23 protein-coding genes are annotated in these 19986 nt (G+C 69.2%); 14 read left to right on the forward strand and 9 right to left on the reverse strand.

Annotated elements, in window-relative coordinates; translation table 11 throughout:
* Nucleotides 1-9 precede the first annotated feature (9 nt).
* Nucleotides 10-1500 (reverse strand): FAD-dependent monooxygenase, encoded by a 1491-nt coding sequence (locus ABD830_RS51515; RefSeq protein ID WP_345002962.1) that lies wholly within the window; start codon nt 1498-1500, stop codon nt 10-12.
* A gap of 47 nt (nt 1501-1547) precedes the next feature.
* On the opposite strand from ABD830_RS51515, the gene ABD830_RS51520 reads away from it, so the two are divergent.
* On the forward strand, nt 1548-2072 hold the full coding sequence (locus tag ABD830_RS51520) for a PadR family transcriptional regulator (RefSeq protein ID WP_345002963.1): 525 nt from the start codon (nt 1548-1550) through the stop codon (nt 2070-2072).
* A gap of 38 nt (nt 2073-2110) precedes the next feature.
* Here ABD830_RS51520 and ABD830_RS51525 read toward each other — a convergent pair whose 3' ends face one another.
* Complete coding sequence (locus ABD830_RS51525; RefSeq protein WP_345002964.1) at nt 2111-2932, reverse strand: phosphotransferase family protein; 822 nt, start codon at nt 2930-2932, stop codon at nt 2111-2113.
* Nucleotides 2933-3049: 117 nt separating this feature from the next.
* Here ABD830_RS51525 and ABD830_RS51530 point away from each other — a divergent pair, with 117 nt between their 5' ends.
* A complete protein-coding gene (locus ABD830_RS51530; protein WP_345002965.1) occupies nt 3050-3934 on the forward strand; it encodes an FAD-dependent monooxygenase in 885 nt (294 codons plus the stop codon).
* A 1-nt stretch (nt 3935) separates the two neighbouring features.
* Nucleotides 3936-4559: a TMEM175 family protein gene (locus ABD830_RS51535; RefSeq protein ID WP_345002966.1), complete on the forward strand. Its 624-nt coding sequence runs from the start codon at nt 3936-3938 to the stop codon at nt 4557-4559.
* Between the two features lie 12 nt (nt 4560-4571).
* Here the strand turns inward: ABD830_RS51535 and sigJ are convergent, their stop codons facing one another.
* On the reverse strand, nt 4572-5507 hold the full coding sequence (gene sigJ / locus ABD830_RS51540) for an RNA polymerase sigma factor SigJ (protein WP_345002967.1): 936 nt from the start codon (nt 5505-5507) through the stop codon (nt 4572-4574).
* A 73-nt stretch (nt 5508-5580) separates the two neighbouring features.
* Here sigJ and ABD830_RS51545 point away from each other — a divergent pair, with 73 nt between their 5' ends.
* The gene (locus ABD830_RS51545) at nt 5581-6132 is read left to right on the forward strand and encodes an aldo/keto reductase (protein WP_345002968.1); all 552 of its coding nucleotides are present in this window, start codon (nt 5581-5583) and stop codon (nt 6130-6132) included.
* Between the two features lie 66 nt (nt 6133-6198).
* Here the strand turns inward: ABD830_RS51545 and ABD830_RS51550 are convergent, their stop codons facing one another.
* A complete protein-coding gene (locus ABD830_RS51550) occupies nt 6199-6699 on the reverse strand; it encodes a MarR family winged helix-turn-helix transcriptional regulator (protein ID WP_345002969.1) in 501 nt (166 codons plus the stop codon).
* Nucleotides 6700-6949: 250 nt separating this feature from the next.
* Between ABD830_RS51550 and ABD830_RS54555 the strand changes: the two genes are divergently transcribed.
* Together ABD830_RS54555 and ABD830_RS51565 are read left to right on the forward strand one after the other, a co-directional pair.
* Nucleotides 6950-9055 (forward strand): MFS transporter, encoded by a 2106-nt coding sequence (locus ABD830_RS54555; protein ID WP_378520767.1) that lies wholly within the window; start codon nt 6950-6952, stop codon nt 9053-9055.
* A 217-nt stretch (nt 9056-9272) separates the two neighbouring features.
* The gene (locus tag ABD830_RS51565; protein WP_345002970.1) at nt 9273-10211 is read left to right on the forward strand and encodes a hypothetical protein; all 939 of its coding nucleotides are present in this window, start codon (nt 9273-9275) and stop codon (nt 10209-10211) included.
* Between the two features lie 39 nt (nt 10212-10250).
* Here the strand turns inward: ABD830_RS51565 and ABD830_RS51570 are convergent, their stop codons facing one another.
* From ABD830_RS51570 to ABD830_RS51580, 3 genes are all read right to left on the reverse strand, one after another.
* A complete protein-coding gene (locus ABD830_RS51570; protein ID WP_345002971.1) occupies nt 10251-10736 on the reverse strand; it encodes an enediyne antibiotic chromoprotein in 486 nt (161 codons plus the stop codon).
* Nucleotides 10737-10830: 94 nt separating this feature from the next.
* Nucleotides 10831-11646, reverse strand: a complete 816-nt coding sequence (locus tag ABD830_RS51575) for a hypothetical protein (protein WP_345002972.1) — start codon at nt 11644-11646, stop codon at nt 10831-10833.
* Nucleotides 11643-11768: a hypothetical protein gene (locus tag ABD830_RS51580; RefSeq protein ID WP_345002973.1), complete on the reverse strand. Its 126-nt coding sequence runs from the start codon at nt 11766-11768 to the stop codon at nt 11643-11645. Before ABD830_RS51580 ends, ABD830_RS51575 begins: the two co-directional genes overlap by 4 nt.
* 86 nt (nt 11769-11854) lie before the next feature.
* Here ABD830_RS51580 and ABD830_RS51585 point away from each other — a divergent pair, with 86 nt between their 5' ends.
* Nucleotides 11855-13057, forward strand: a complete 1203-nt coding sequence (locus tag ABD830_RS51585; RefSeq protein ID WP_345002974.1) for a sensor histidine kinase — start codon at nt 11855-11857, stop codon at nt 13055-13057.
* Complete coding sequence (locus tag ABD830_RS51590; RefSeq protein WP_345002975.1) at nt 13054-13782, forward strand: response regulator; 729 nt, start codon at nt 13054-13056, stop codon at nt 13780-13782. The genes ABD830_RS51585 and ABD830_RS51590 overlap by 4 nt, the downstream gene beginning before the upstream one ends.
* A 420-nt stretch (nt 13783-14202) precedes the next feature.
* Here ABD830_RS51590 and ABD830_RS51595 read toward each other — a convergent pair whose 3' ends face one another.
* Complete coding sequence (locus ABD830_RS51595; protein WP_345002976.1) at nt 14203-15168, reverse strand: ketopantoate reductase family protein; 966 nt, start codon at nt 15166-15168, stop codon at nt 14203-14205.
* Between the two features lie 90 nt (nt 15169-15258).
* Here ABD830_RS51595 and ABD830_RS51600 point away from each other — a divergent pair, with 90 nt between their 5' ends.
* The 4 genes from ABD830_RS51600 (at nt 15259) to ABD830_RS51615 (ending at nt 17668) form a co-directional block, all read left to right on the forward strand.
* Nucleotides 15259-15828 carry a TetR/AcrR family transcriptional regulator gene (locus tag ABD830_RS51600; protein WP_345002977.1) on the forward strand — a complete coding sequence of 190 codons (570 nt, stop codon included), beginning with the start codon at nt 15259-15261 and terminating at the stop codon, nt 15826-15828.
* 197 nt (nt 15829-16025) lie between these two features.
* Nucleotides 16026-16163 (forward strand): hypothetical protein, encoded by a 138-nt coding sequence (locus ABD830_RS51605; RefSeq protein WP_345002978.1) that lies wholly within the window; start codon nt 16026-16028, stop codon nt 16161-16163.
* 237 nt (nt 16164-16400) lie between these two features.
* Entirely contained in the window at nt 16401-17315 is a 915-nt protein-coding gene (locus ABD830_RS51610; protein ID WP_345002979.1) for a ketopantoate reductase family protein, read from the forward strand.
* A complete protein-coding gene (locus ABD830_RS51615) occupies nt 17312-17668 on the forward strand; it encodes an ArsR/SmtB family transcription factor (protein WP_345002980.1) in 357 nt (118 codons plus the stop codon). Before ABD830_RS51610 ends, ABD830_RS51615 begins: the two co-directional genes overlap by 4 nt.
* 276 nt (nt 17669-17944) lie before the next feature.
* Here ABD830_RS51615 and ABD830_RS51620 read toward each other — a convergent pair whose 3' ends face one another.
* Nucleotides 17945-18091 (reverse strand): hypothetical protein, encoded by a 147-nt coding sequence (locus ABD830_RS51620; RefSeq protein WP_345002981.1) that lies wholly within the window; start codon nt 18089-18091, stop codon nt 17945-17947.
* 146 nt (nt 18092-18237) lie between these two features.
* On the opposite strand from ABD830_RS51620, the gene ABD830_RS51625 reads away from it, so the two are divergent.
* Together ABD830_RS51625 and ABD830_RS51630 are read left to right on the forward strand one after the other, a co-directional pair.
* Nucleotides 18238-18801, forward strand: a complete 564-nt coding sequence (locus ABD830_RS51625; RefSeq protein ID WP_345002982.1) for a dihydrofolate reductase family protein — start codon at nt 18238-18240, stop codon at nt 18799-18801.
* A 367-nt stretch (nt 18802-19168) separates the two neighbouring features.
* Nucleotides 19169-19915, forward strand: coding sequence for a dienelactone hydrolase family protein (locus ABD830_RS51630; RefSeq protein ID WP_345002983.1), 747 nt, complete (start codon nt 19169-19171; stop codon nt 19913-19915).
* Nucleotides 19916-19986: the final 71 nt, after the last annotated feature.

The following is a 19986-nucleotide window of genomic DNA, read 5'->3' on the forward strand; positions in this document are numbered from 1 at the left end:
CGGGGCAGGTCATAGTCGCTTGAGGTAGTCCGCCGGCTCGGCAGGGGTGTCGGCCATGAGCCCGATGTAGCCGTCCGGGCGGATCAGCACGGTCGTGCCCTTGCGCCCGCCGTACATGCGGTGCAGGTGCCCGGTCGTGTCGACCAGTCCGGCCTGCCCCTGACGGACGACGGTGTAGGCGCGGACCCGGGGGTCGGTGAGGCCGGCATCGGCGCCGAAGGTCAGCGCGGTGAAGTGCGGGCCGCGGAGCAGCTCGAACAGGCGGGTCTGACGGCCGTCGAGCATGACGGGAGCGTCGGGGGCGACATCTCCGGCACGGACGCGGCCGCGGCGGCCGGTGAGGTGCCGGGTCAGCGGGCCGGTGCGGTAGACGGGATGGTCGTTGCGGGTACGGCGCTGCCGGCGGGCCATGACGGACTTCAGGATCAGCCGTAGCACCGGGCGGATGGCACGCGGCGGGACCCTGCCCTTCATGAGGCGATCGCTGTCGGCCAGGATCTCCCTGGCGACCGGCAGCCGCTCGGCCTCGTAGGTGTCCAGCAGTTCGGCCCTGGCCGCGCCCTGGACGACCAGGGCGAGCTTCCAGCCGAGGTTGTAGGCGTCCTGGATGCCGGTGTTCATGCCGTGGCCGCCGAACGGGCTGTGCACGTGGGCGGCGTCTCCGGCCAGCAGCACCCGGCCCACCCGGTAATGCTCGACCATCCGCAGGTTGTAGCGCCAGATCGACAGCCAGGCAGGGTCGGACGCCTGGAGGTCGGCGCGCCCGGTCCTGCCGGCGAGCGCGCGGCGTACGGTGTCGAGGTCGCCCTCCTGGCCGGGCTCCAGCGACGTGACGACCTGCCAGGTGTCGGCGTGCGGGATGGGGCGGGCGGCCAGCATGTGACCGTCGGCGGTCACCCACAGGTGCGTGCCGCTGTCGCGGTCCAGGCCGTCGATGCGCACGTCCGCGATGAGAGCCCGCATGTCCTCGGCGGTGGAGCCGGTGAAGGGCAGGCCGAGCGTGCGGCGGACCAGGCTGCGGCCGCCGTCCGCGGCGACCAGGTAGCGGGCGCGGACCCGCTCGCCGCCCTCCAGCGTCGCCGTCACGCCCTCGTCGCCGGCGTCGAATCCGGTCAGCCCTCGCCCGAACTCCACCTTCCCGCCGAGCTCGGCGAGCCGGTCGCGCAGGATCGACTCCGTACGCCACTGGGGCAGCCCCACGGTGTTGGGGTACGGACGCGAGGGGGCGGCCGCAGCGGGCGGCAGGCGCAGGTCGAAGAGGCGGTCGGCGCCGAGGTGGAAGCGGAGCCAGCCGCGGACGTCGCCCGCCGCCAGGATGCGGTCGGCGACGCCGAGATCGTCCAGCGCCTCTAAGGAGCGCGGTTTGAGGGTGAAGCCGCGTGAGCCGGCGGCGGGCGCCGCGGCCTGCTCCACGATGCGGCAGGCGATCCCCCGGCGGGTCAGGTCACAGGCGAGGGTCAGGCCGGTCGGTCCGGCGCCCACGATCAGTACGTCCGTCATGACGCCTACATTAGGACCTGTCCGTTCGTATATGTCAAGATAGACGTATGTCACTGCGATACGCCTTGCTCGGCTTGCTGGAGGACGGTCCCGCCAGCGGTTACGCCCTCAACGTCCGCTTCGAGCGGTCGCTGCAGCGCTACACCTGGACCGCGCGGCAGAGCCACATCTACCCAGAGCTCAAGCGCCTGGCCGATGAGGGCCTGGTCGTCATCGCCGAGGAGGGGGCGCGCGGCAGCCGTACCTATGCGATCACCGACGCGGGCCGAGAGGAGCTGCGCGCCTGGCTGCTGTCACCGCCCAAACCACGCGCCGTACGCGACGAGCACGGCCTGCGCATGTGCCTGCTGTCGGCTCTGGACCCGCTGGAGGCGAGCACGCTCGTGCGGGGGCATCTGGAGACGGCCGAGCAGATGATCGCCGAGCTCCAGTCCATCGCCGAGGCCGCCGACGCGGGCGACCACCCGCGCGGCCGCCTGCGCTTCGGCCGGCTCGCGCTGCAGTACGGGATCTTCCAGTACGAGGCGCAGCGTGAGTGGGCCCGATGGGCACTGGAACAGCTGGAAGACTGAGGGCCTACCGGCCGGAAGCTCGCGCCATGTACGGAGCGTCAGCCGAACAGATGCAGCACTCGTGCGGCCTGGCGCTCCAGGGTGCCGGCCGGGTTGCGAGGCGTCGCCGGCCCGTCGGGCCCGAGCTGGAGAAACCAGACCAGCGCGATCAGGCGGCGAAAGTCGCGTACCCGCTCGACCTCCCCCGGGGCCAGATCGATGTGAGCCAGCAGGCGCTCAGCGTCCAGGGCGCCGTCGAGGCGGGAGATGTGCTCGCTTATCTCGCCCAGTTCGAAGGCGCGGTCGCTGCGACCGGAGTCTTCCCAGTCGACGAGCCGCACGCGACGCTCGTGATCGTCCCACAGCACGTTCGCGTGGTTGCCGTCAGCCAGCCCGAAGACGGGCGGGAGCGGATTCGCGGTGAGCCGGTCCGGGGCGGCGGTGGCCAGCCAGGCGGCTCCCGTCCGGAACGCCTGCCGCACGAGGGGATTCTCGCCGAGGTCGGGCCGCTTGTCGGCCCAGGCGCGGACTTTGTCCACGGCCGTGGCAGGTCCCCACGGGGCGGGTGCGGCCGCTTCCACCACCCGCGTGGGGATCGCATGACGCAGCTGGTTGAAGACGGTGGCCAGTGCGCGGATCTGCTCGTCAGTGGCATGTACGCCGCGCAGGACGCGGCCCGGCAGCCTGCTCATCACGATCACGGGCGGATTGGCGTCGAGCGCGGCCTCCACCGGCGCGGGCGCAAGGCCGGGCGCATGCTCGGCCAGGAGTGTCAGCGCAGCCCATTCCCGATGGGGCTCTCCTCGGTCCCACGACGTGTAGCGCTTGACGACGACGCCGTCGCCGTACTCGAGGTGGTGGGTGCCGAATCGGTCAGCCATCTGCACGTCGCCTTCTCGTCAGGTGATCTGTGATCGTGAACGTATCGGTTAACGGTGCGTTGCTGAGATCGTCGTTGTTCGGGAGGCGGGTTCGCCCGAACCTGGAGCGGTGAACGTATGGGCATCCTGGCCGAGGTACGCGCCTGCGACACCCGGATGCGCGGTACCGACCTGGTGGACGCCGAAGGCGTCAAGATCGGCGAGCTGCCCGCGGAGGCGTTCGCCGGCGAACTGGAGGTGCCCAAGCGCGACCTGACCGCCATCCTGCACCGCCTCACCGAGGACGACGTCCAGTACGTCTTCGGCGACTCCATCCGCACTCTCGCCCAGGACGAGGCGGGTGTGCACGTGACGTTCGAACACGCCCGTCCGGGCACGTTCGACCTGGTCGTCGGCGCCGACGGCGTGTACTCGACCGTCCGGCGGCTGGCCTTCGGCCCGCACCGGAACTTCGTCCGGCACCTGGGCATGTCGGGAGTCGGCTTCACCACCGGCAACCATCTGGGCCTGGACCACCGAGGCATCCTGCAGAGCGAGCCGGGGCGAGCCGTCTACCTGTTCAGCGCCGCCGACGCCGACCGGATGACCGTGAGCCTGTCGTTCGCCACCGACTCTCCCGAGCTGGACCTGCTCGATCGCGGCCAGCAGGAGGAGATCGTCCGGGCGAGCTTCGACGGCGCGGGCTGGGAGGTGCCCCGCCTGCTGAAGGAGATGACCACGGCGCCCGACTTCCTGTTCTCCTCGGCCTGCCAGGTGGAGATGGAGCACTGGTACACGGGCCGGGTCGTGCTGGTCGGCGACGCCGGATACTGCGCCGCGCCACCGTCCGGCATGGGAACGTCGCAGGCGCTCATCGGCGCCTACACCCTCGCCCGGGAACTGGCGGCGTCCGGTGCCGATCACCCTGCCGCGTTCGCCGCCTACCAGTACCGGGTCAGCCCTTTTGTCGCCGCCAACCAGCAGCACGGCCGCGAGGCGGTCAAGATGCTCGGAGCCGACTGAGTTGACCGCGAAGACCCACAGCCTGGAACGCATGATCTTCTTCTCCGACGCGGTCATCGCCATCATGCTGACCCTGCTGGCCGTCGAGTTGCCCGTACCGGAGGTCCCCGACCCCCTGCACCTGTGGGGGGCCCTCGCGGCGCACGGCTCCGAGTACATCGCGTTCCTGATCTCGTTCTGCGTGATCGCCGCCACGTGGACCGCGCACCACATGCTCTTCGTCCACGTCAGCCGTACCGACCCGCAGCTCATCACGTTGAACCTCCTGGCCCTGCTCGGGTACGTGCTGATCCCCTGGGCGAGCAAGACCCTCGGCAAGGTGCCGAACGGAGCAGGAGTGATCGTCTACGCGACGGCCATGACGTTCCTGGGCGCCACCATGCTCCTGGTCCTCCGGCACGTCGTCCGCTCCGGGCTCCTGGACCCCACCGCGCCCCGCGGCGTGATCAGCGGGATCCAGGCATGGTCCGCGATGACGACGATCATGTTCGCGCTGTCCATCCCGGCCGGCTTCGTCCTCGGGCGATGGACCATGATCGTTTGGCCGGTCGGCTATGCCGGCCTGCGGCTTGTCGCCGAGTACTACATCCGCAGGAATCGAAAAGGCGACCGCGTGCTCAGTTGAGCGCGGTCGCGGTCAGCCCGCCGTCCAAGGCCGGAGCTTCTCGGGGTTCCGTACCGCCCAGATGTGCTGGATCCGGTCCCCTGCGACGTCGAGGGCCATCACCATCACGGTGACGCCGTCCTGCTGAGCCACCAGGCCGGGCTGACCGTTGACCGTACGCTCCAGGATGATCAGGTCGGGCGCCTTGATGGCGATGTCGACCAGGAGGTGTGCGATCTGTTCGCCGCCTTCCACCGGGTGGAGCACGGCGCTGGCGAGGCCGCCGCCGTCGGCGGTGCCCGTGGCGTCGGGGGCGAGGAGGCCGATGAGGGCGTCGATGTCCTTGGCCTCCCAGGCCTGCTTGAACTCCCTGACGATGCCGGCGCGCTGGGCCGACGGAGTCGCGGGGGGCTGCGCGGCGCGGATGCGAGTGCGGGCCGAGGAGGCCAGCTGGCGGCAGGCCGCCGGGGTACGGCCGACGATCTCGGCCACTTCGGCGAAGGAGTAGCGGAAGACGTCGTGCAGGATGAGCGCGACGCGCTCGGCCGGGGTCATCGATTCCAGCACGACGAGGAAGGCCATGTTGATCGACTCGTCGAGGGTGACGCGGTCGGCCGGGTCGACCGTGGCGCCGCCCGGACGCCCGCTGATCCATTCCGTACGTCCTGGCAGCGGCTCGGGGATCCACTCGCCCACGTAGCGCTCCCGCCGGGCCCGCGCCGAGCCGAGCAGGTCGAGGCAGACGCGGCTGGCGACCTTCGTCAGCCAGGCGCCGGGGGCTTCGATGGCCTCCTGCTGCTGCCGGGACATGGCGTACCAGCGGGCGTACGTCTCCTGGACGACGTCCTCGGCATCGGCCAGGGAGCCGAGCAGCCGGTACGCGAGATTGATCAGCTGGCGCCGCTCGCTCATGATCGCGCTCAGGCTCGGATCGAGCCTGCCGGCTCCTGGCTCGGAAGGGGTGGTCATGTGTGGCCGACTTTCCTCTGTCGCATCTGTTCTCACCAGACCGACGAGACAGCACCTCGGAATGTGAGGTGACATGTCCTTGCGCGCACTCGGCCACGGCCTGTCCAGCCCTGCCATGGGCCTGGGATGCAGGGGAATGAGCGACTACTACGACGGCCGCGACGACGAGGCGGAGTCGATCGCGCCGATCCACCGTGCGCGCGACCTGGGCACCTCTGACATCTACGGCCCGTTCACCAACGAGGAGCTGGTCGGCCGGGCCGTCGCCGGGCGGCGCGACGAGGTGCTGCTGGCGACGAAGCTCGGCGTGGAACGCGGGTCCGACGGCGGCGACCGCTTCAACGGGCGGCCGGAGCATGTCCGGGCCGCGTGCGACGCCTCGCTGAAGCGCCTCGGCGTCGACCACATCGACCTGTACTGCCAGCACCGGATCGACCCGGACGCATCGGCCTGGTCGTCTACAGCCGTGATCCCCGGCACGCGCCGCCGTACCCGGCCGGCGGAGAACTCGGCCGCCCGCGACGTCGTGCTCACCGACGGCGATCTCGCCGCGATCGAGGAGGCCGTCCCGCCGGGCGCGGTGGCCGGAGAGCGGTACCCGGCGGGCTACCCGGTGCGCCACTGATGAGCCCCGCCGCCGAGCCCAAGCAGGAGCGCGCCCGCAGGACGCGGCAGGCGCTGGTGCGCGCGGCTACTCCTCCGTCGTGTCGCCGAGCGACTCGAGCAGGCCGCGCATCAGGCCCGCCAGCTGATCACGCTCCTCCGGAGCCAGCGTGGCCAGCAGGCGAGCCTCGTTCTCCACGTGCGGGGCGACGAGTTCGTCGATCTTCGCCAGCCCGGGCCCGGTCAGCCGGACCCGGATCGAGCGCCGGTCCCCCTCGTCCGGCATCCGTTCGACCAGGCCTTTGGCCGCGAGCCTGTCGATCCGGTTGGTGATGGCCCCGGAGGTCACCATGGCGGCCCGGTTGAGGGCTCCGGCCGTCAGCTCGTACGGCGCCCCGGACCGGCGCAGGGTGGCCAGCACGTCGAACTCCCACCGTTCCAGCCCGTGCGCGGCGAAGAACTCCTTCAGCTCGCGATCCAGCAACCGCGCCAGCCTGCTGACCCGCCCGACGATCCCCATGGGCCAGGTGTCGACGTCGGGCCGTTCGCGCAGCCACTGGGTCATGATCACGTCCACCGCGTCGCCCAACGGGGCCTCCTCCCGGCCGCTCGACGGTCATCCGCCGCCGAGTCTGCCATCTCTCTCAACACAAAGTATCTCAACGTTCATCTACTTGACGTTGAGCTTACGTCTATGCTGTTATCTCAACGTTGAGATTATCAATAAGGAGCGATCGGGATGGTCGTCTCCGCGAGGAACGACTGGACGTGAACACATATCTGCTGCCCGGCATCGGCGACCCCGGTGACCGGCGCCTCGGCACGGAGCGCGGCGCGGCATGAGGAGCGGCCGGCAACTCCTCACCGCGGGTGTGACGGCGCTGGCACCGGCGATCTGGGGAAGCACCTACCTGGTCACGACCGAGTGGCTGCCGCCCGACCGCCCGCTGCTGGCCGCCACCGTGCGGGCGCTTCCCGCGGGCCTGATACTGCTGGCCTTCGCCCGTACGCTGCCGGCCGGGATCTGGCTGTGGCGCGCCCTGGTGCTCGGAACGCTCAACATCGGCGCGTTCAACTTCCTGTTGTTCGTCGCGGCCTATCGCCTACCGGGCGGCACAGCCGCAATGATCATGTCGGCGCAGCCGATGCTGGTCCTGGTCCTGGCGGCGCTGTTCATCGGGGACAGGATCCGGTACGCGCACGTGACAGCCTGCGTCCTCGGCGCGGGCGGTGTCGTGTTACTCGTCTCCAAGGGAACGGCGGCACTGGATCTTGTCGGCGTGGCATCGGCACTGGCAGGGGTGGCCTGCATGGCCGTCGGCATCACGCTGACCAAACTGTGGGGACGCCCGGACGGAGTGGGGCTGCTCCCCTTCACCGCCTGGCAGCTCATCGCGGGCGGACTCGTGCTGTCGCCCTTCACGCTGGCCGTCGAAGGTCTGCCGGCCACCATCAGCGGGGCCAACCTCATCGGATTCGGCTACCTCATGTCCCTGGGCGCTGTCATCAGTTATGCGATCTGGTTCCGCGGGATCGAGCGGCTGCCGGCACTGGCGGTTTCCGTCCTCGCCCTGTGCAGCCCGATCGTCGCGACCCTCCTCGGCTACCTGTTTCTGCATCAGACGCTGTCGATGCCGCAGCTGGCCGGAGTCCTGGTGATCATCGGTGCCGCGCTGCTGGCGCAGCTCCGACCGGTCAACCCGCTGCACACCCATATGAGAGAGAAGAAATTGACCGCACACGACAATCATCCACACTCGACCCTGAGATCCTGGCTGGGCGTCGCCGTCATCACAGCCAGCTTGTTCGTCTTCGTCACCACCGAGCTGATGCCCGTCGGCCTGCTCACTCCGGTGAGCTCGAGCCTGAGCGTGTCCGTGGGCGTCGCCGGGCTGATGGTCACGCTGTACGGCGTTTCAGCCGGGCTCGGCGTGCCGTTCATCGTGGCCTGGACCAGGCGCGTCAACCGACGCGCGCTGCTGTCCGCACTTCTGGCGATACTGGCCCTCGGAAACCTGGTCACGGCCGTCTCGCCGAACTATCCGCTGGTCTTGACGGCGCGGCTGCTCATGGGATTCGCCAACGGGGTGTTCTGGGCCATAGGCGTGGGCATGGCGATGCGCCTCGTTCCGGAGCGCCACGCGAACAGGGCGTCCGCGATCGCGCTGTCCGGCATCTCGATCGCCACGGTCGTGGGCATACCACTGGGGACCTTCCTCGAAAGCCTCACCAGCTGGCGGACCACGTTCCTCATCTGGAGCGGCCTCAGCGCGCTGGTGTTCCTCGCGGTCGCCACCGTGATTCCCTCACTGCCGTCGCAGAACGCGGTCCCGGTGCGGGAGGTCTTCGGACTCCCCCGCACGAACGTGCGACTCCGTCTGGTGATGTTCGCCGTCATTCTGTACGTGCTCGGCCATTTCGGGGCGTACACGTTTGTGCGGCCCTTCATGGAGGACAATTCAGCCGCCACGCCCGCCTTCATCGCCAGCCTGCTGATAATTTATGGCGTCGGCGGCGCGGCCGGAAACTTCATCGCCGGATATACGGTGAACAAGAGCCTGAGGGGCAGCTTCATCGCCGCCTGCGCAGGACTCGTGGTGTCCCTGCTGTTGCTGCTCACGATCGGTCACTCGCAGGTCGGTGCGATCGTCTCCCTGGCCCTCTGGGGAGTTTCCTTCGGCGCCGCCAACCTGTGCCAGATCAACATGACGCTCGCCGCCGCGCCCGACACCTTTGAAGCCGCCATGTCGATCAACACCTTGGGATACAACACATCCATTGCGCTCGGCGCGCTTTTCGGTGGACTGTTCGCCGATCGTCTCGGTGTCCCGAGCGCCGTCTGGTTCGGTGTGGCGCTGACAGCGGCTTCGCTGCTGCTCACGCTCAGCACCGGCCGGAAGACCTCACGCACCGTCCCCGACCGTGAGTTGACCACCAGTAGATGAGCCTGTCCTCCAGGCACGCCGATTCCCCGCCGTCATGGCCATGGCCGGCGGGGAAGGGCAGACCCATCGTTGCAGCGGCGCCATGAAAGGCGCCGGTAAATCTTGGTCAACTGTTCTGAACGGAGATGCTCCCCGAACATTCCCTCAGCTCAGGCATGTTTCCCTATTGTCGACGATGCCGACAGGGCAAATGTCCATTTTATATAGGGGCGGCCCGATGGGCTCTTTTTCTAGAATCATCGGCGGCATGGGGGCCGCTGCGCTCGCGGGGATCACGCTGGGTGCGATGCCGCAGGCGGCACAGGCGATGCCCGCTCTGGCGAAGGCCGTGAACGTCCCGTGCGACCCTGACGCGCTCGTCACGGCGATCACAGCAGCCAACGGGAACGGAGCCGGCACCCTTTTGCTTTCGCCGGACTGCGTCTACAACTACACCGCCGCGACCGACTCCGGCGACGCACTCCCGATCATCACGGGCGACATCACCCTGGTGGGCGGTTCGGGCACAAGTATCAGGCGCGATCCGACCGCGACCGACGCCTTCCGCGTCCTGCAGGTCGCATCCGGGGCGACGCTCCATGTCCAGAGGATCTCCATCCTGGGCGGAAGCACGGCGGGCCCCGGCGGTGGAATCCTCAACGCGGGCACCGTGGTTCTGGAGCAGACCATCATGGCCGGCAACCACGCAGGGAACGGTGGCGCGATCGCCAACAGCGAGGGCGCCAACGCGACGATCTCCCACAGCGTGCTCAGCGAGAACTCGACTGCGAGCGTCGGGGGCGGCGCCATCGTCAACTTCGGGACGCTGACGGTGTCCGCGAGCGTCGTGACCGGAAACAGCGCACCGGTCAACGGCGGTGGGCTGAACACCCAGTCGATCGGCGTGTCGCACGTCATCCGGAGCACAGTGACCGACAACACCTCCGGCAGCCTGGGAGGAGGCGTCTCCAACCTGGGAACCACCACGCTCGATCGCGTCGTGGTCATGCGGAACAAAGGATCCGCCGGCGGCGGAATCGCCACCGCCAGCACCGACGTCAGCCTCCAGCGCTCGGTCGTCCGCGCCAACATTCCCGATAACTGCAGTCCGAAGAACACCATTCCCGGCTGCGTCGACCAGCCGCCGGTAAAACGACGGGATCCCGTCCGATCCTGACGGTCGGACGGGATCCCGGTTATTTGCGTGGAGCCGGTATCACTTGAAAGAGATCTGCTGGGAACCGAGATATACGGTCTGATTCCCGGCGCCGACGGAGCAGGTCGTGGTGGCGCAGTCCACCGTGCCCACCGGGGTGCCCTCGGGCGTCACGCCTTGGAAACTCTTTCTGACGGTGAGCGACGCGCTGCTCGAACCACTGGCGTCCGTGGTAACCGTCTTTCCCGCCTCCACATTGCACGCGAGCTTGTCGTTGACGGTCGCGCACTGAGAGACGAGGTACTGTTCGTTCGCTCCCGCACCGGTGATCGCCACCGTGACGGTGCCACCGTCGGACAGACCCGTGGACGGCGTCACGGAGACGCCGGGCGCCGCGGCGGCGAAAGCCGCGGGCTGCGCCGCGAGGGTCAGGCCGCCGGCCACGACGACGGCGGCAACACCGAACCTGGCGAAAATCTTCATTTGCTCATTTCCTTTCTCTGGCGATTTGATCCGCTCCCGCGAGAACAACTCTGCGGCACGCACATCGGTCTAACCAGAGAAATGCATGGCCGCAAGTTGTCCAGCCATTTCCACTTCCTGTCAAGCGCGGAGTGGCTGACCGTCGCCCCGGCACCGTTCATCCCCGTGGGCCGTAGACCGTCATGACGATGTGCACGACGGCGAGGACGACGACCCAGACCATGGCGCGCCTGGTCGGCGGGGGCCCGCTGCGCAGCAGGGAGATGCCCAGCGGGATGAGGGCGACGCAGAGGCCGCCCACGGCGATAAAGGACTGCGGTTGGGTGCCTTTGAGCGTCCCGAGCGCGAGCGCCGACATCAGGCCGAGCGCGACCGAGCGGACCGGCCCCAGGACGCCGGAGCGGTAGGCGCCGACGGCCAGCACGACCCAGCCGAAGAAGGCAGGTCCGGACATGGCCTTGAACGGATGCCAGCGCGTGTCCCCCCACGCCACGTAGTAGTCGTCGATGCCGTCGAGCATGGTCCGCAGGCCGAGGCTGTCAGTCAGGTGGAAGGCCAGGTGATCGGTGCCGAACTGGAAGGTCCGGGTGAACAGGCCGACGATCACCAGGCAGCCGCCCCACAGCCCCCACAGCGGGCTGGTGGCGGCGATCCTCTGCGCCAGCGTCATGACCGCCGGCCACAGCATCACGAACCCGGCGGCGAAGCAGGTATAGGCGGCGGTGATGAGGGCGGGGTGCCCGGCGTGGGCGACAAGCTGGTGAGGGACGAAGAAGTGGAACGGGGAGCGTAGGAGAGTCCCGGTCATGATCAGTACGGGGCCGCCGATCAGCGAGATGGCGCTCACCCATCGTCCGGGAAACGGGTGTGGCCGGCCCAGGTTGGCCGCCGCGCTGGCCGCCGCGTTGGCCGCGCGGCGGTCCGCGGCGGCCTGTCGCCATCGTGTGATTCGCCCCCGGAGATCAATGTTCATGGGTTCCTGCCCGCCTGGTCGATGTCGGCGCGTCTCGGCCCGGTGTGCCGGCGCACCAGCATGGTGATGGGCGGCGCGGTGCGGGCGCGTCCGGCTCGGGTCGCATCTTGGTCGCCGGTCACGGGCGAGTGGTACGACCCAGGGCGGACGCGGGAAGTCCTACCGTGGGCAGATGCCGGGTGATCTGCCGAGGCGATAACGTCCGGTCATGGAGTGGGCTGGCCGGCGGCTCGGCGGACAGGGTGTCGCCGATGCGGTGGTGGCGGTCATCCTGGCGCTGTTCATCGGGTGTGCCATCGTCGACCCGCCAGGGGCGTCGTCGTGGTGGCCCGCCTGGTCGGCCTGGCCGGTGGCTGCGGTCGTCAGCTTTCCGGTCGCCGTCCGGCGGCGCCGGCCGCGGGCCATGCTCGCTCTCGCAAGCGCCGCGGCCGGGCTGGCGGCCGTGGCCGGCGCCGTCGCGGCGGGCACGATCTGGCTGTCGTTCGTACCGACCGTGCTGGTGCTGTACGTGCTGGCCGCCACCACCCCGGTCGCCTGGTCGGTGGTAGGCCTGGCGGCCTGCGCGTCCGCCGCGGTCACCGCGGTCCTGATCTTCTACGAGCGGATCTTCCCTGGCCTCGCGCCCGCGGCGCAGCCCAGCGAGGTGCCGCCGGCCTGGCCGATCGAGATCGGCCTGGTCTGTGTGCTGCTGGCCGCCGGATGGGCCATCGGGACGGCAGTCCGCTGGAAGCGGGACACGACCGCTCGCCTCGTCCGCCATCTCGCCGAGGCGGCGGTGGCCGACGAGCGCAGGCACATCGCCCGGGAGCTGCATGATGTCATCGGCCACAGCATGAGCCTGATCGCCGTCAAGGCCACCGTGGCCAACCACGTCGCCGAGGCCCGGCCGCAGGAGGTACGCGCCGCGCTGGCCGTCATCGAGCAGACCAGCCGGAGCACGCTCACCGAGATCCACCGAGTGCTCGACCTCCTGCGCTCCGACGGCGATCCCCAGCAGGCCCCAATGCCCGTTCCCGGTACGGCGGACCTGCCCGAGCTGGCCGCTCACGCCCGCTCGGCCGGAGTCGAGGTTGACCTGACCGTCCGCGAAGAGACCGCGTTACCTCCTGCGGTCGCGGTGTCGGTGTACCGAATCGTGCAACAGGCTCTGACCAACGTCATCACTCATGCCGCACCGACCCGCTGCTCGGTCACCGTGGACATCGACGGGCGGGAAGCCGTGATCGAGGTCGTCGACGACGGTTCCCGCCATGGCCGGCCGCCGCGAGCGCGCCACGGCGGCCACGGCCTCATCGGCATGCGCGAACGGGTGAAGATGTACGGCGGCACGTTCCATGCGGGCCGCCGGCCTGAAGGCGGTTTTCGCGTGTCGGCTCGACTGCCTTACGACCCGAGGGGCACCGAGGCATGACCGACGACACCGCCTCGCACCACCCGCCCCCGCCCGTCCGGGTCGTGCTCGCCGAGGACCAGGTTCTGGTACGCGACAGCTTCAAAGTCCTCATCGACACCACGCCAGGGATGGCGACCGTGGGCGAGGCGGGCACCGGCGCCGAGGCCGTGCTCCTGGCCCGCCGGCGGCGGCCCGACGTCGTTCTCATGGACGTGCGCATGCCCGATATGGATGGCATCGAGGCGACACGGAAGATCTGCGCTGCCCCGGATTGTGCCGGCGTCCGCGTGCTGATCCTCACGACGTTCGATCTCGACGAATACGTGTACGCGTCACTACAGGCAGGTGCGAGCGGCTTCCTCCTCAAGAGCGCCACCGCGACGGAGCTCCTGGCCGCCATCCAGATCGTCGCCTCCGGCGAGGCGCTGCTCGCGCCCACCGTGACCCGCCGGCTCATCGCCGAGTTCCTGCAGGGCCCTCAGCCCGCCCCGGCCGTGCGAGACCTCAACGAGATCACCCAACGCGAGCGTGAGGTGCTCGCCCTCATCGGTAAGGGAATGTCCAACTACGAGATCGCCGGGCACCTTCACCTCACCGTCGGCACGGTCAAGACCCACATCGGCCGTCTCCTGGCCAAACTGCACGCCAGGGACCGGGCCCAGCTCGTCATCGCCGCCTACGAGGGAGGGCTCGTCACTGTCCCGGATGGCCGCCGTCGACCAGCTGGTCCAGGACGTGGATGAGGGCGGTGGCGAAGGCCGGCGGGTCGAAGATGAAGGCGAGATGGTTGCCGGGGAACTCGGCGTACTCGCAGCCGAGCTGGTCGGCGTGGAGACGGGCGGTACGAGGACTCGACTGAAGTGCGGTTTCTGTCCTATGAGGACTATCTGCTGTGGCGGGATGTCGGTCTCCGGGGTCAGTTGCCCAGTGGAGCGCTGGATCCGGCGTGGCGTGGTCGGCATGGTGAGCGCAACGCGGTCGAGCGTCGGCATTCGGCAGGCGCGTGCACCGATCGGAGGTCGTGGGTGGAGGTGCGGTCCGCTGGCCGTTCTTCGCTGACGCTGGTCGCGGGTGGCCAGTCGCGGTCGTATGCGCAGCTCACGATCGCGCAGCGGCGCGTCTTGCGGTGGGCCGGCGGCCGGGCCGGGCGGTCCGTTGTGGATTCAGACTCGACCCGTCCCCTCGCGGGCGAAGTTCGGTTCCGCCGCTTCCAGTCGCGGTACCGAGATGCCCAACCGTCGTGCTTCGGCCAGGGTGTCCCGGCAGACCTCGCGCGGCTCCTCGGCGTCGGGGTCGGAGTGCGCCGTGAGGCTCACGCGCGCGGGCGCGACATGAGCAGTCAGCCAGGCGAGCACGGGTGCCGTCAGCCAGGTGGGCGCCCGGAACAGCAGCACACCGCCCCGGTGCCGTCGCAGGTCGAGGCCGCGCGCCTGGAGGAGCGGCAGCAGTTCGCGGCCGGCCAGCAGCGCCTCGCGCAGGTCGCCCATTGCCCCGGCCAGTTCGGACAGGGAACCCAGCCGCAGGCCCTGCGAGAACAGGCCGGCATCCGACACGAAATGGACCCACAGCCAGCCGCGGAAGTCAGGCTGCTCCTTAATCCGGAGCCCGGCCTCGCGAAACGCCTGGCGCACGGCCCGTTCCCGGTCGGTCGGGGGCCGGCCGAGGGTGCCGAAGATGACCGACGGCAGCAATGCCCCGTGGAGCACGCCGTCCGCGCCGAAACCGCCACCGGCCTGGGGAAAGCCCCAGGCGATCTGGTCGGCGGGGAGTGCGCCGATCGCGGCGAGCGGCTCGGTCCAGATGTTGCCGAAGATCAGCACCGTGGCCTGGCCGACACGCGGGGCCAGGAAGGCCGTCGCGCCCGCGAGGCGGTGGTGCGGCACGCTGAGCACGATCAGGTCGAAGTCGTGGTCCGGCTCCAGCGCCTCGCGGTAGCGCACCGGCCACTTCTCGGCGACGCGCTGCCCCCACACTCGGCGCCGCGTATCGAACAGGTCGAGGTCCACCGCGTCCCCGTACGTCGCCGCCCGACCCGGCCGGACGTAGAACTCGACGTCATGTCCCGCCTGTCGCAGGGCCCAGCCGTAGATGGTGGCGATCACGCCTCGGCCGAACATCAGGATCTTCACGCTGCACCTCGTGGGGTACGATCGATTTGGAGGTCATCTCCACTTTTCAAAATATGGAGGTCATCTCCACTTGTCAACGCGAGGTAGCGCATGACCGCCGACAAGCCGCTGCGGGCCGACGCCCAGCGCAAGCGCGAGGCCCTGCTCGCCACCGCCCGGGAGGTGTTCGACGCCGGCGATTTCTTCGACCTGCGCTTCGATGACTTCGCCCGCCTGGCCGGTGTGGGCACGGGCACGCTGTACCGCCACTTCCCCACCCGGGAGGCACTGGCCGAGGCGGTCTACCACGGGGAAGTCGCCGCGCTGTGCGACCGCGCCCGCCAGCTACAGGCCACGCTGCCCGCAGCGGAGGCTTTGGCGACCTTCCTCCGCGGCATGGTCGACCACATGGATGCCCATCAGGGCCTGGCCCGGACGCTGGCCACGCTCATGGCCGATCGCTCGGGCGTCCTCGCCGAGGGCAGCCGGGCGCTGGAGCAGGCTGTCACCGACCTGGTGGCCGCCGCCGTGCGGGACGGCACCGTTCGCGACGACGTGGGTGCCGGGGCCGTGATGATGGCGCTGCACGGCATCGGCGCGGCCCATGACCGCCCCGACTGGCGGGCCGAGGCCGACGACGTCATCACCCTCGTGCTGGACGGGCTGCGCCGCCCGCTATGACAAGGTGCGACACGAGGTCGCATGCCGCGAGCCAAGGATCCGGTCAGTGGTACCGCGGCGACGATGCGATCCGGGGTGGTCACCCGGCTGATGCCGGCTACACCTGTGAAGTTTCAGGATGTGTGCGAGAGCGATGAGGGCGCGGCTCTGTCTGCGACACCCTGCCTGTTGACATAGCCACGGCGTATCTGGCGGGTGTGCGCGGGGCAGGCCGGGCGTTCAACACCGAGAAGACGTACGCGGCCCGGATCGCCTTGTACTTGTCGCACTGCACGGAGCACGGCGTGGACTGGTCGAGCCCGAGCCTGCCGCAGCTGATGGCGATGATGCGGTAGCTTGCCGTCCGGCGGCGCCGCGACCGGCTGTGGCGTGCTCTGCCGTACGGCCTGCGCCGACCGGTGGCGGTTGCGGGCGCCGTTGCCGGCCGGATGGTCAGCGGTGGCCGCGTAGGCGGGGAGCGAGACGAGGGCTGACGCCGCGGCCGGCAAGGGCACGCTGGTCGCTGCGGAAGCTGGGGACTTCTGCGATGATAATGTTCCACATATCCAAATATTTAGATATATGGAGCAGCGATGTCAAAGGTGCTGATTGTCGGGGCCGGGGCGCTGGGGCAGGTCTTCGGGTTGTGGCTGGCCGCGGCCGGGGCCCGGGTCAGCTATCTGGTGAGGCCGGGCTGGGAGAGCTGGGAAGGGGCTTCGCTGTACCGGCTCAGGCGGGGGCGAGCGCCGGTGAGCGAGCGGATTGTGCCGTACGAGGTGATCAGTGAGCCGCGCCGCGAACAGTGGGACATGGTGTGGCTCTGCGTGGATTCGCCCGCGTTGCGAGGCGAGTGGACGCGTGCGCTGCGCGCGGCGGCCGGAGCGGCGACGGTGGTCACCATCGGCCAGGACCCGGGCGATCTGAGCACCCTTGCCCGGGTCTGGCCACAGGAGCAGATCGTCCAGGTGACCCCGACGCTGCTCGCCTACCAGGCGCCGCTGGAGCGAGAGGTCCCCGCGCCGGGGGTGGCGTACTGGGTGCCACCCGGTTCGGCGGCGGGCGTCACCGGAGCGCGCGCCCCGCAGGTCGTCGCCGCGCTTCAGGCCGGTGGCGTGCGGGCCAAACGGGTGACGCGGGCCGGTGCGGGGGAGCTCGCCGCCGCCCGCATGATCCCCTACATCGCCGAGTTGGAGGCTTCCGGCTGGAGGCTGCCCGCGTCGAGCACACGGTTGCGGGGCGCTACCGCGTCCGTCCGGGAGGCCGTCGCCGTGGTCTCCGCTCAGCACGGGCTGCGCGCTCCCGTCTCCGTCCCGTCCTGGGCCGTGGGTTTGGCGTTGCGCGTGCTGCCATGGCTGCTCCCCTTCAACCTGCGCAGCTACCTGGAGACGCATTTCACGAAGGTGAGCGCGCAGACGCGGCTGATGCTGGACGGCTGGATCGCCGAAGGCGCCGCCAGGACGCTGCCGGTCGGCCATCTGTCCGCTCTGCGTGACTCATTGCCCGCATGAGCGGCTCGATCGAGGCCCAGGACGTCCTCGCGCAGTTCGCGCGGACCCGGCCGCTGTTCACCGCCCTGGGGGATGAGCGCAGGCAGGAGATCGTCGTCTTCCTCCTGGAGTCCGCGGCCCCACGCAGCGTCGGTGACATCGCCGCGCACCTGGAGCTGTCCCAGCCCGCCACCTCCCACCATCTCAAGATCTTGCGCGACGCGGATCTGCTGACGGTACGGCGCAACGGCGCCCTGCGCCTGTACGACCTCAACGCCAAGGCCTACCCGGACCTCCTGACCCCGATGCGCGACCTCATCACGCTGATCATCTCTTGTGCTTCCGGCCTGGAGGAACAGCCGAGCAGCCAGTAGCGACATGCGCTGATCATCCTCCAAGGGGGCAGGGGTTGAATCTGGCTACGCGGCCCTGACGGTGTTCGCGCGGATTCCGTCGATCAGGCAGCCCAGGCCGCGGTGGAACGCGTCGTCCCAGCTCGTTGTCGCTGGGATGCCCGTGCGCGGCCAGCGTCGGATACGCGGCGCGCTGCGCCCTCAGGATTTGTCAGCGGCGTCGCGGATGGTCGACTCGTCCTTTTTGCGCCATGGCACCTGGCTGACCGTGGCCCCGATCACAAAGTGCGACAGTCCTTAGGCGGCGGCGGTCAGCGTCGCGTGCAGGAAATCGGTGCGCGCCAGGACGTTCGGCCCCAGCATCGGACGACCCATCAGCGTCGCACTCCGCGCCCACGAGCTGTTCTGCCGCCTGGCGGCCCGAGCCGGGTTCGGGGTGTTCATGGCCTGGGCCCGTCAGGCAGGCACCGGCTGGTGTTCTCGCGGCGGACTGGCGTGGTGGTGAACCGGCCCTCGCTGTGGCCTGACCGATGATTTTCCTCGTCGTGTTGGTCTGTACACCGAGTACCGACTCACAGGAGGCTGACGCCATGCGGAAACTGACCTTTGCCATGAACCTGAGCCTGGACGGCTACGTCGCCGCACCCGGTGACGACCTCGGCTGGAGCGTACCGAGCGACGAGCTGTTCCAGTGGTGGTCCGACCGGGTGGGCGCGACGGGCCTGGCGCTGTACGGGCGCAAACTGTGGGAGATGATGAGCTCCCACTGGCCGACCGCCGACCAGCATCCTGGCGCCACACCGGCGGAGATCGAGTACGCCCGCCGCTGGCGAGACATGCCGAAGGTGGTGTTCTCCTCGAGGGCCAGCACGGTCGACTGGAACACCCGCCTGGTCACCGGCGACGCGGTCACCGAGATCACCCGGCTCAAGGCCGAGGACGGTGGCCCCATGGACATCGGCGGCGCCACACTCGCCGCAGCGGCCATGCGGGCAGGGCTGATCGACGAGTACGTGCTGGTCACCGCACCGGTCTTGGTGGGCAACGGCACGCCGTTCTTTACGGCCCTGGACAACTGGGTGAACCTGACTCTGATGGAGACCCGGACGTTCCCCGACGGCGTACTCCTGACCAGGTACGAGACCAGACGCTGAGTACCCAACCTCGGATCGGCCCGTGCTTCGGGCCACCCAAGGATCTCGTGGCGCTGTGTTCCGAGGCAATCGTGATACCCGCCCCGGATCACAGGCCGTGTATGTAATAGACAGTCACGTACGGGCAGACGTGGTTCTGTTCCGGGCTGCCTTGCCATCTGCGGTGCGGCCGCTGCCATGACTGCTGGGCGAAGAGCGCGCCGGCCGGACTTCCGCCCCAAGCCGCTCCCATCGATCGCCTTCTGAAGAACGGCCTACCGCTAGTGTCATGTGGGCCAATGACCCTCGGATGTCCTTCCTAGCAGCCGGTTAATGACGGGCAGATAATCGACTCGCGCGTCAGCGGGAATGCCGGTCTAATACCGCCATGCGCATCACCTCGGAAACGTGCACCGACGGCATCCGCGAACAACTCTTCACCATTGGAGATATCCCTGGGGTGCTCTGGACGCCCGCCGAGGGCACCGGTCCCCGCCCACTGGTCCTGATCGGGCATGGCGGCGGCCAGCACAAGAAGGGATGGGAGGTCGTCTCCCGGGCCTTCCCCTACGTCACGTCCTGCGGCTTCGCGGTCGCCGCGATCGACGCCCCAGGGACCGGCGACAGGCCGGAACACCCGGAAATCCGGCGGCTCGTCGCACTCCTCCAGGAACACGAGGCCGCGGGCGAGCCCTTCCGGTCCTTCCCGGAGTGGCCCGCCCTCAACGAAACCGTGGCGGCGCAGCTCATCCCCGACTGGCAGACCACCCTCGACGCGCTCCAGAAACTGGATTCCGTCGGCGACAGCCAGCCCGTCGGGTACTACGGCCTGTCCCAGGGCGGTGAGATGGGCATCCGCCTCGTCGCGGCGGAACCTCGGATCACAGCCGCGGTCTTGGGCCTCGTCGGAAGCGACTGGCTCATCGACATCGCGGCGCGGATCACGATCCCGGTCGAGTTCGTACTGCAGTGGGACGATGAAGGCGCTCCGCGGGACTCGGTCATGAAGCTGTTCGACGCACTCGGCTCCGCCGAGAAAACCCTGCATGCCAACCCCGGCGGCCATTTCCGAATCCCGTCTTTCGAAATCGACAGCTCGATCCGATTCTTCGCTCGGCACCTGAGTAGCTCCTGACCACCGGTGCCCAATACATGCCCGGCGTCAAGGACACCGCACGTGGAACGGCCTCGACGACAACAACGAGC

The sequence above is a fragment of the Nonomuraea helvata genome (genome assembly GCF_039535785.1).
Classification (GTDB): domain Bacteria; phylum Actinomycetota; class Actinomycetes; order Streptosporangiales; family Streptosporangiaceae; genus Nonomuraea; species Nonomuraea helvata.

What these genes read in the sequence shown, in the direction of transcription:
- ABD830_RS51615 (WP_345002980.1), top strand. Translation starts at nt 17,312, where the DNA reads ATGAGCGGCTCGATCGAGGCCCAGGACGTCCTCGCGCAGTTCGCGCGG.
- ABD830_RS51600 (WP_345002977.1), top strand. Translation starts at nt 15,259, where the DNA reads ATGACCGCCGACAAGCCGCTGCGGGCCGACGCCCAGCGCAAGCGCGAG.
- ABD830_RS51565 (WP_345002970.1), top strand. Translation starts at nt 9,273, where the DNA reads ATGGGCTCTTTTTCTAGAATCATCGGCGGCATGGGGGCCGCTGCGCTC.
- ABD830_RS51610 (WP_345002979.1), top strand. Translation starts at nt 16,401, where the DNA reads ATGTCAAAGGTGCTGATTGTCGGGGCCGGGGCGCTGGGGCAGGTCTTC.
- ABD830_RS51625 (WP_345002982.1), top strand. Translation starts at nt 18,238, where the DNA reads ATGCGGAAACTGACCTTTGCCATGAACCTGAGCCTGGACGGCTACGTC.
- ABD830_RS51515 (WP_345002962.1), bottom strand. Translation starts at nt 1,500, where the DNA reads ATGACGGACGTACTGATCGTGGGCGCCGGACCGACCGGCCTGACCCTC.
- ABD830_RS51525 (WP_345002964.1), bottom strand. Translation starts at nt 2,932, where the DNA reads ATGGCTGACCGATTCGGCACCCACCACCTCGAGTACGGCGACGGCGTC.
- ABD830_RS51575 (WP_345002972.1), bottom strand. Translation starts at nt 11,646, where the DNA reads ATGAACATTGATCTCCGGGGGCGAATCACACGATGGCGACAGGCCGCC.
- ABD830_RS51545 (WP_345002968.1), top strand. Translation starts at nt 5,581, where the DNA reads ATGTCCTTGCGCGCACTCGGCCACGGCCTGTCCAGCCCTGCCATGGGC.
- sigJ (WP_345002967.1), bottom strand. Translation starts at nt 5,507, where the DNA reads ATGACCACCCCTTCCGAGCCAGGAGCCGGCAGGCTCGATCCGAGCCTG.
- ABD830_RS51585 (WP_345002974.1), top strand. Translation starts at nt 11,855, where the DNA reads ATGGAGTGGGCTGGCCGGCGGCTCGGCGGACAGGGTGTCGCCGATGCG.
- ABD830_RS54555 (WP_378520767.1), top strand. Translation starts at nt 6,950, where the DNA reads ATGAGGAGCGGCCGGCAACTCCTCACCGCGGGTGTGACGGCGCTGGCA.
- ABD830_RS51530 (WP_345002965.1), top strand. Translation starts at nt 3,050, where the DNA reads ATGGGCATCCTGGCCGAGGTACGCGCCTGCGACACCCGGATGCGCGGT.
- ABD830_RS51520 (WP_345002963.1), top strand. Translation starts at nt 1,548, where the DNA reads ATGTCACTGCGATACGCCTTGCTCGGCTTGCTGGAGGACGGTCCCGCC.
- ABD830_RS51620 (WP_345002981.1), bottom strand. Translation starts at nt 18,091, where the DNA reads ATGAACACCCCGAACCCGGCTCGGGCCGCCAGGCGGCAGAACAGCTCG.
- ABD830_RS51630 (WP_345002983.1), top strand. Translation starts at nt 19,169, where the DNA reads ATGCGCATCACCTCGGAAACGTGCACCGACGGCATCCGCGAACAACTC.
- ABD830_RS51590 (WP_345002975.1), top strand. Translation starts at nt 13,054, where the DNA reads ATGACCGACGACACCGCCTCGCACCACCCGCCCCCGCCCGTCCGGGTC.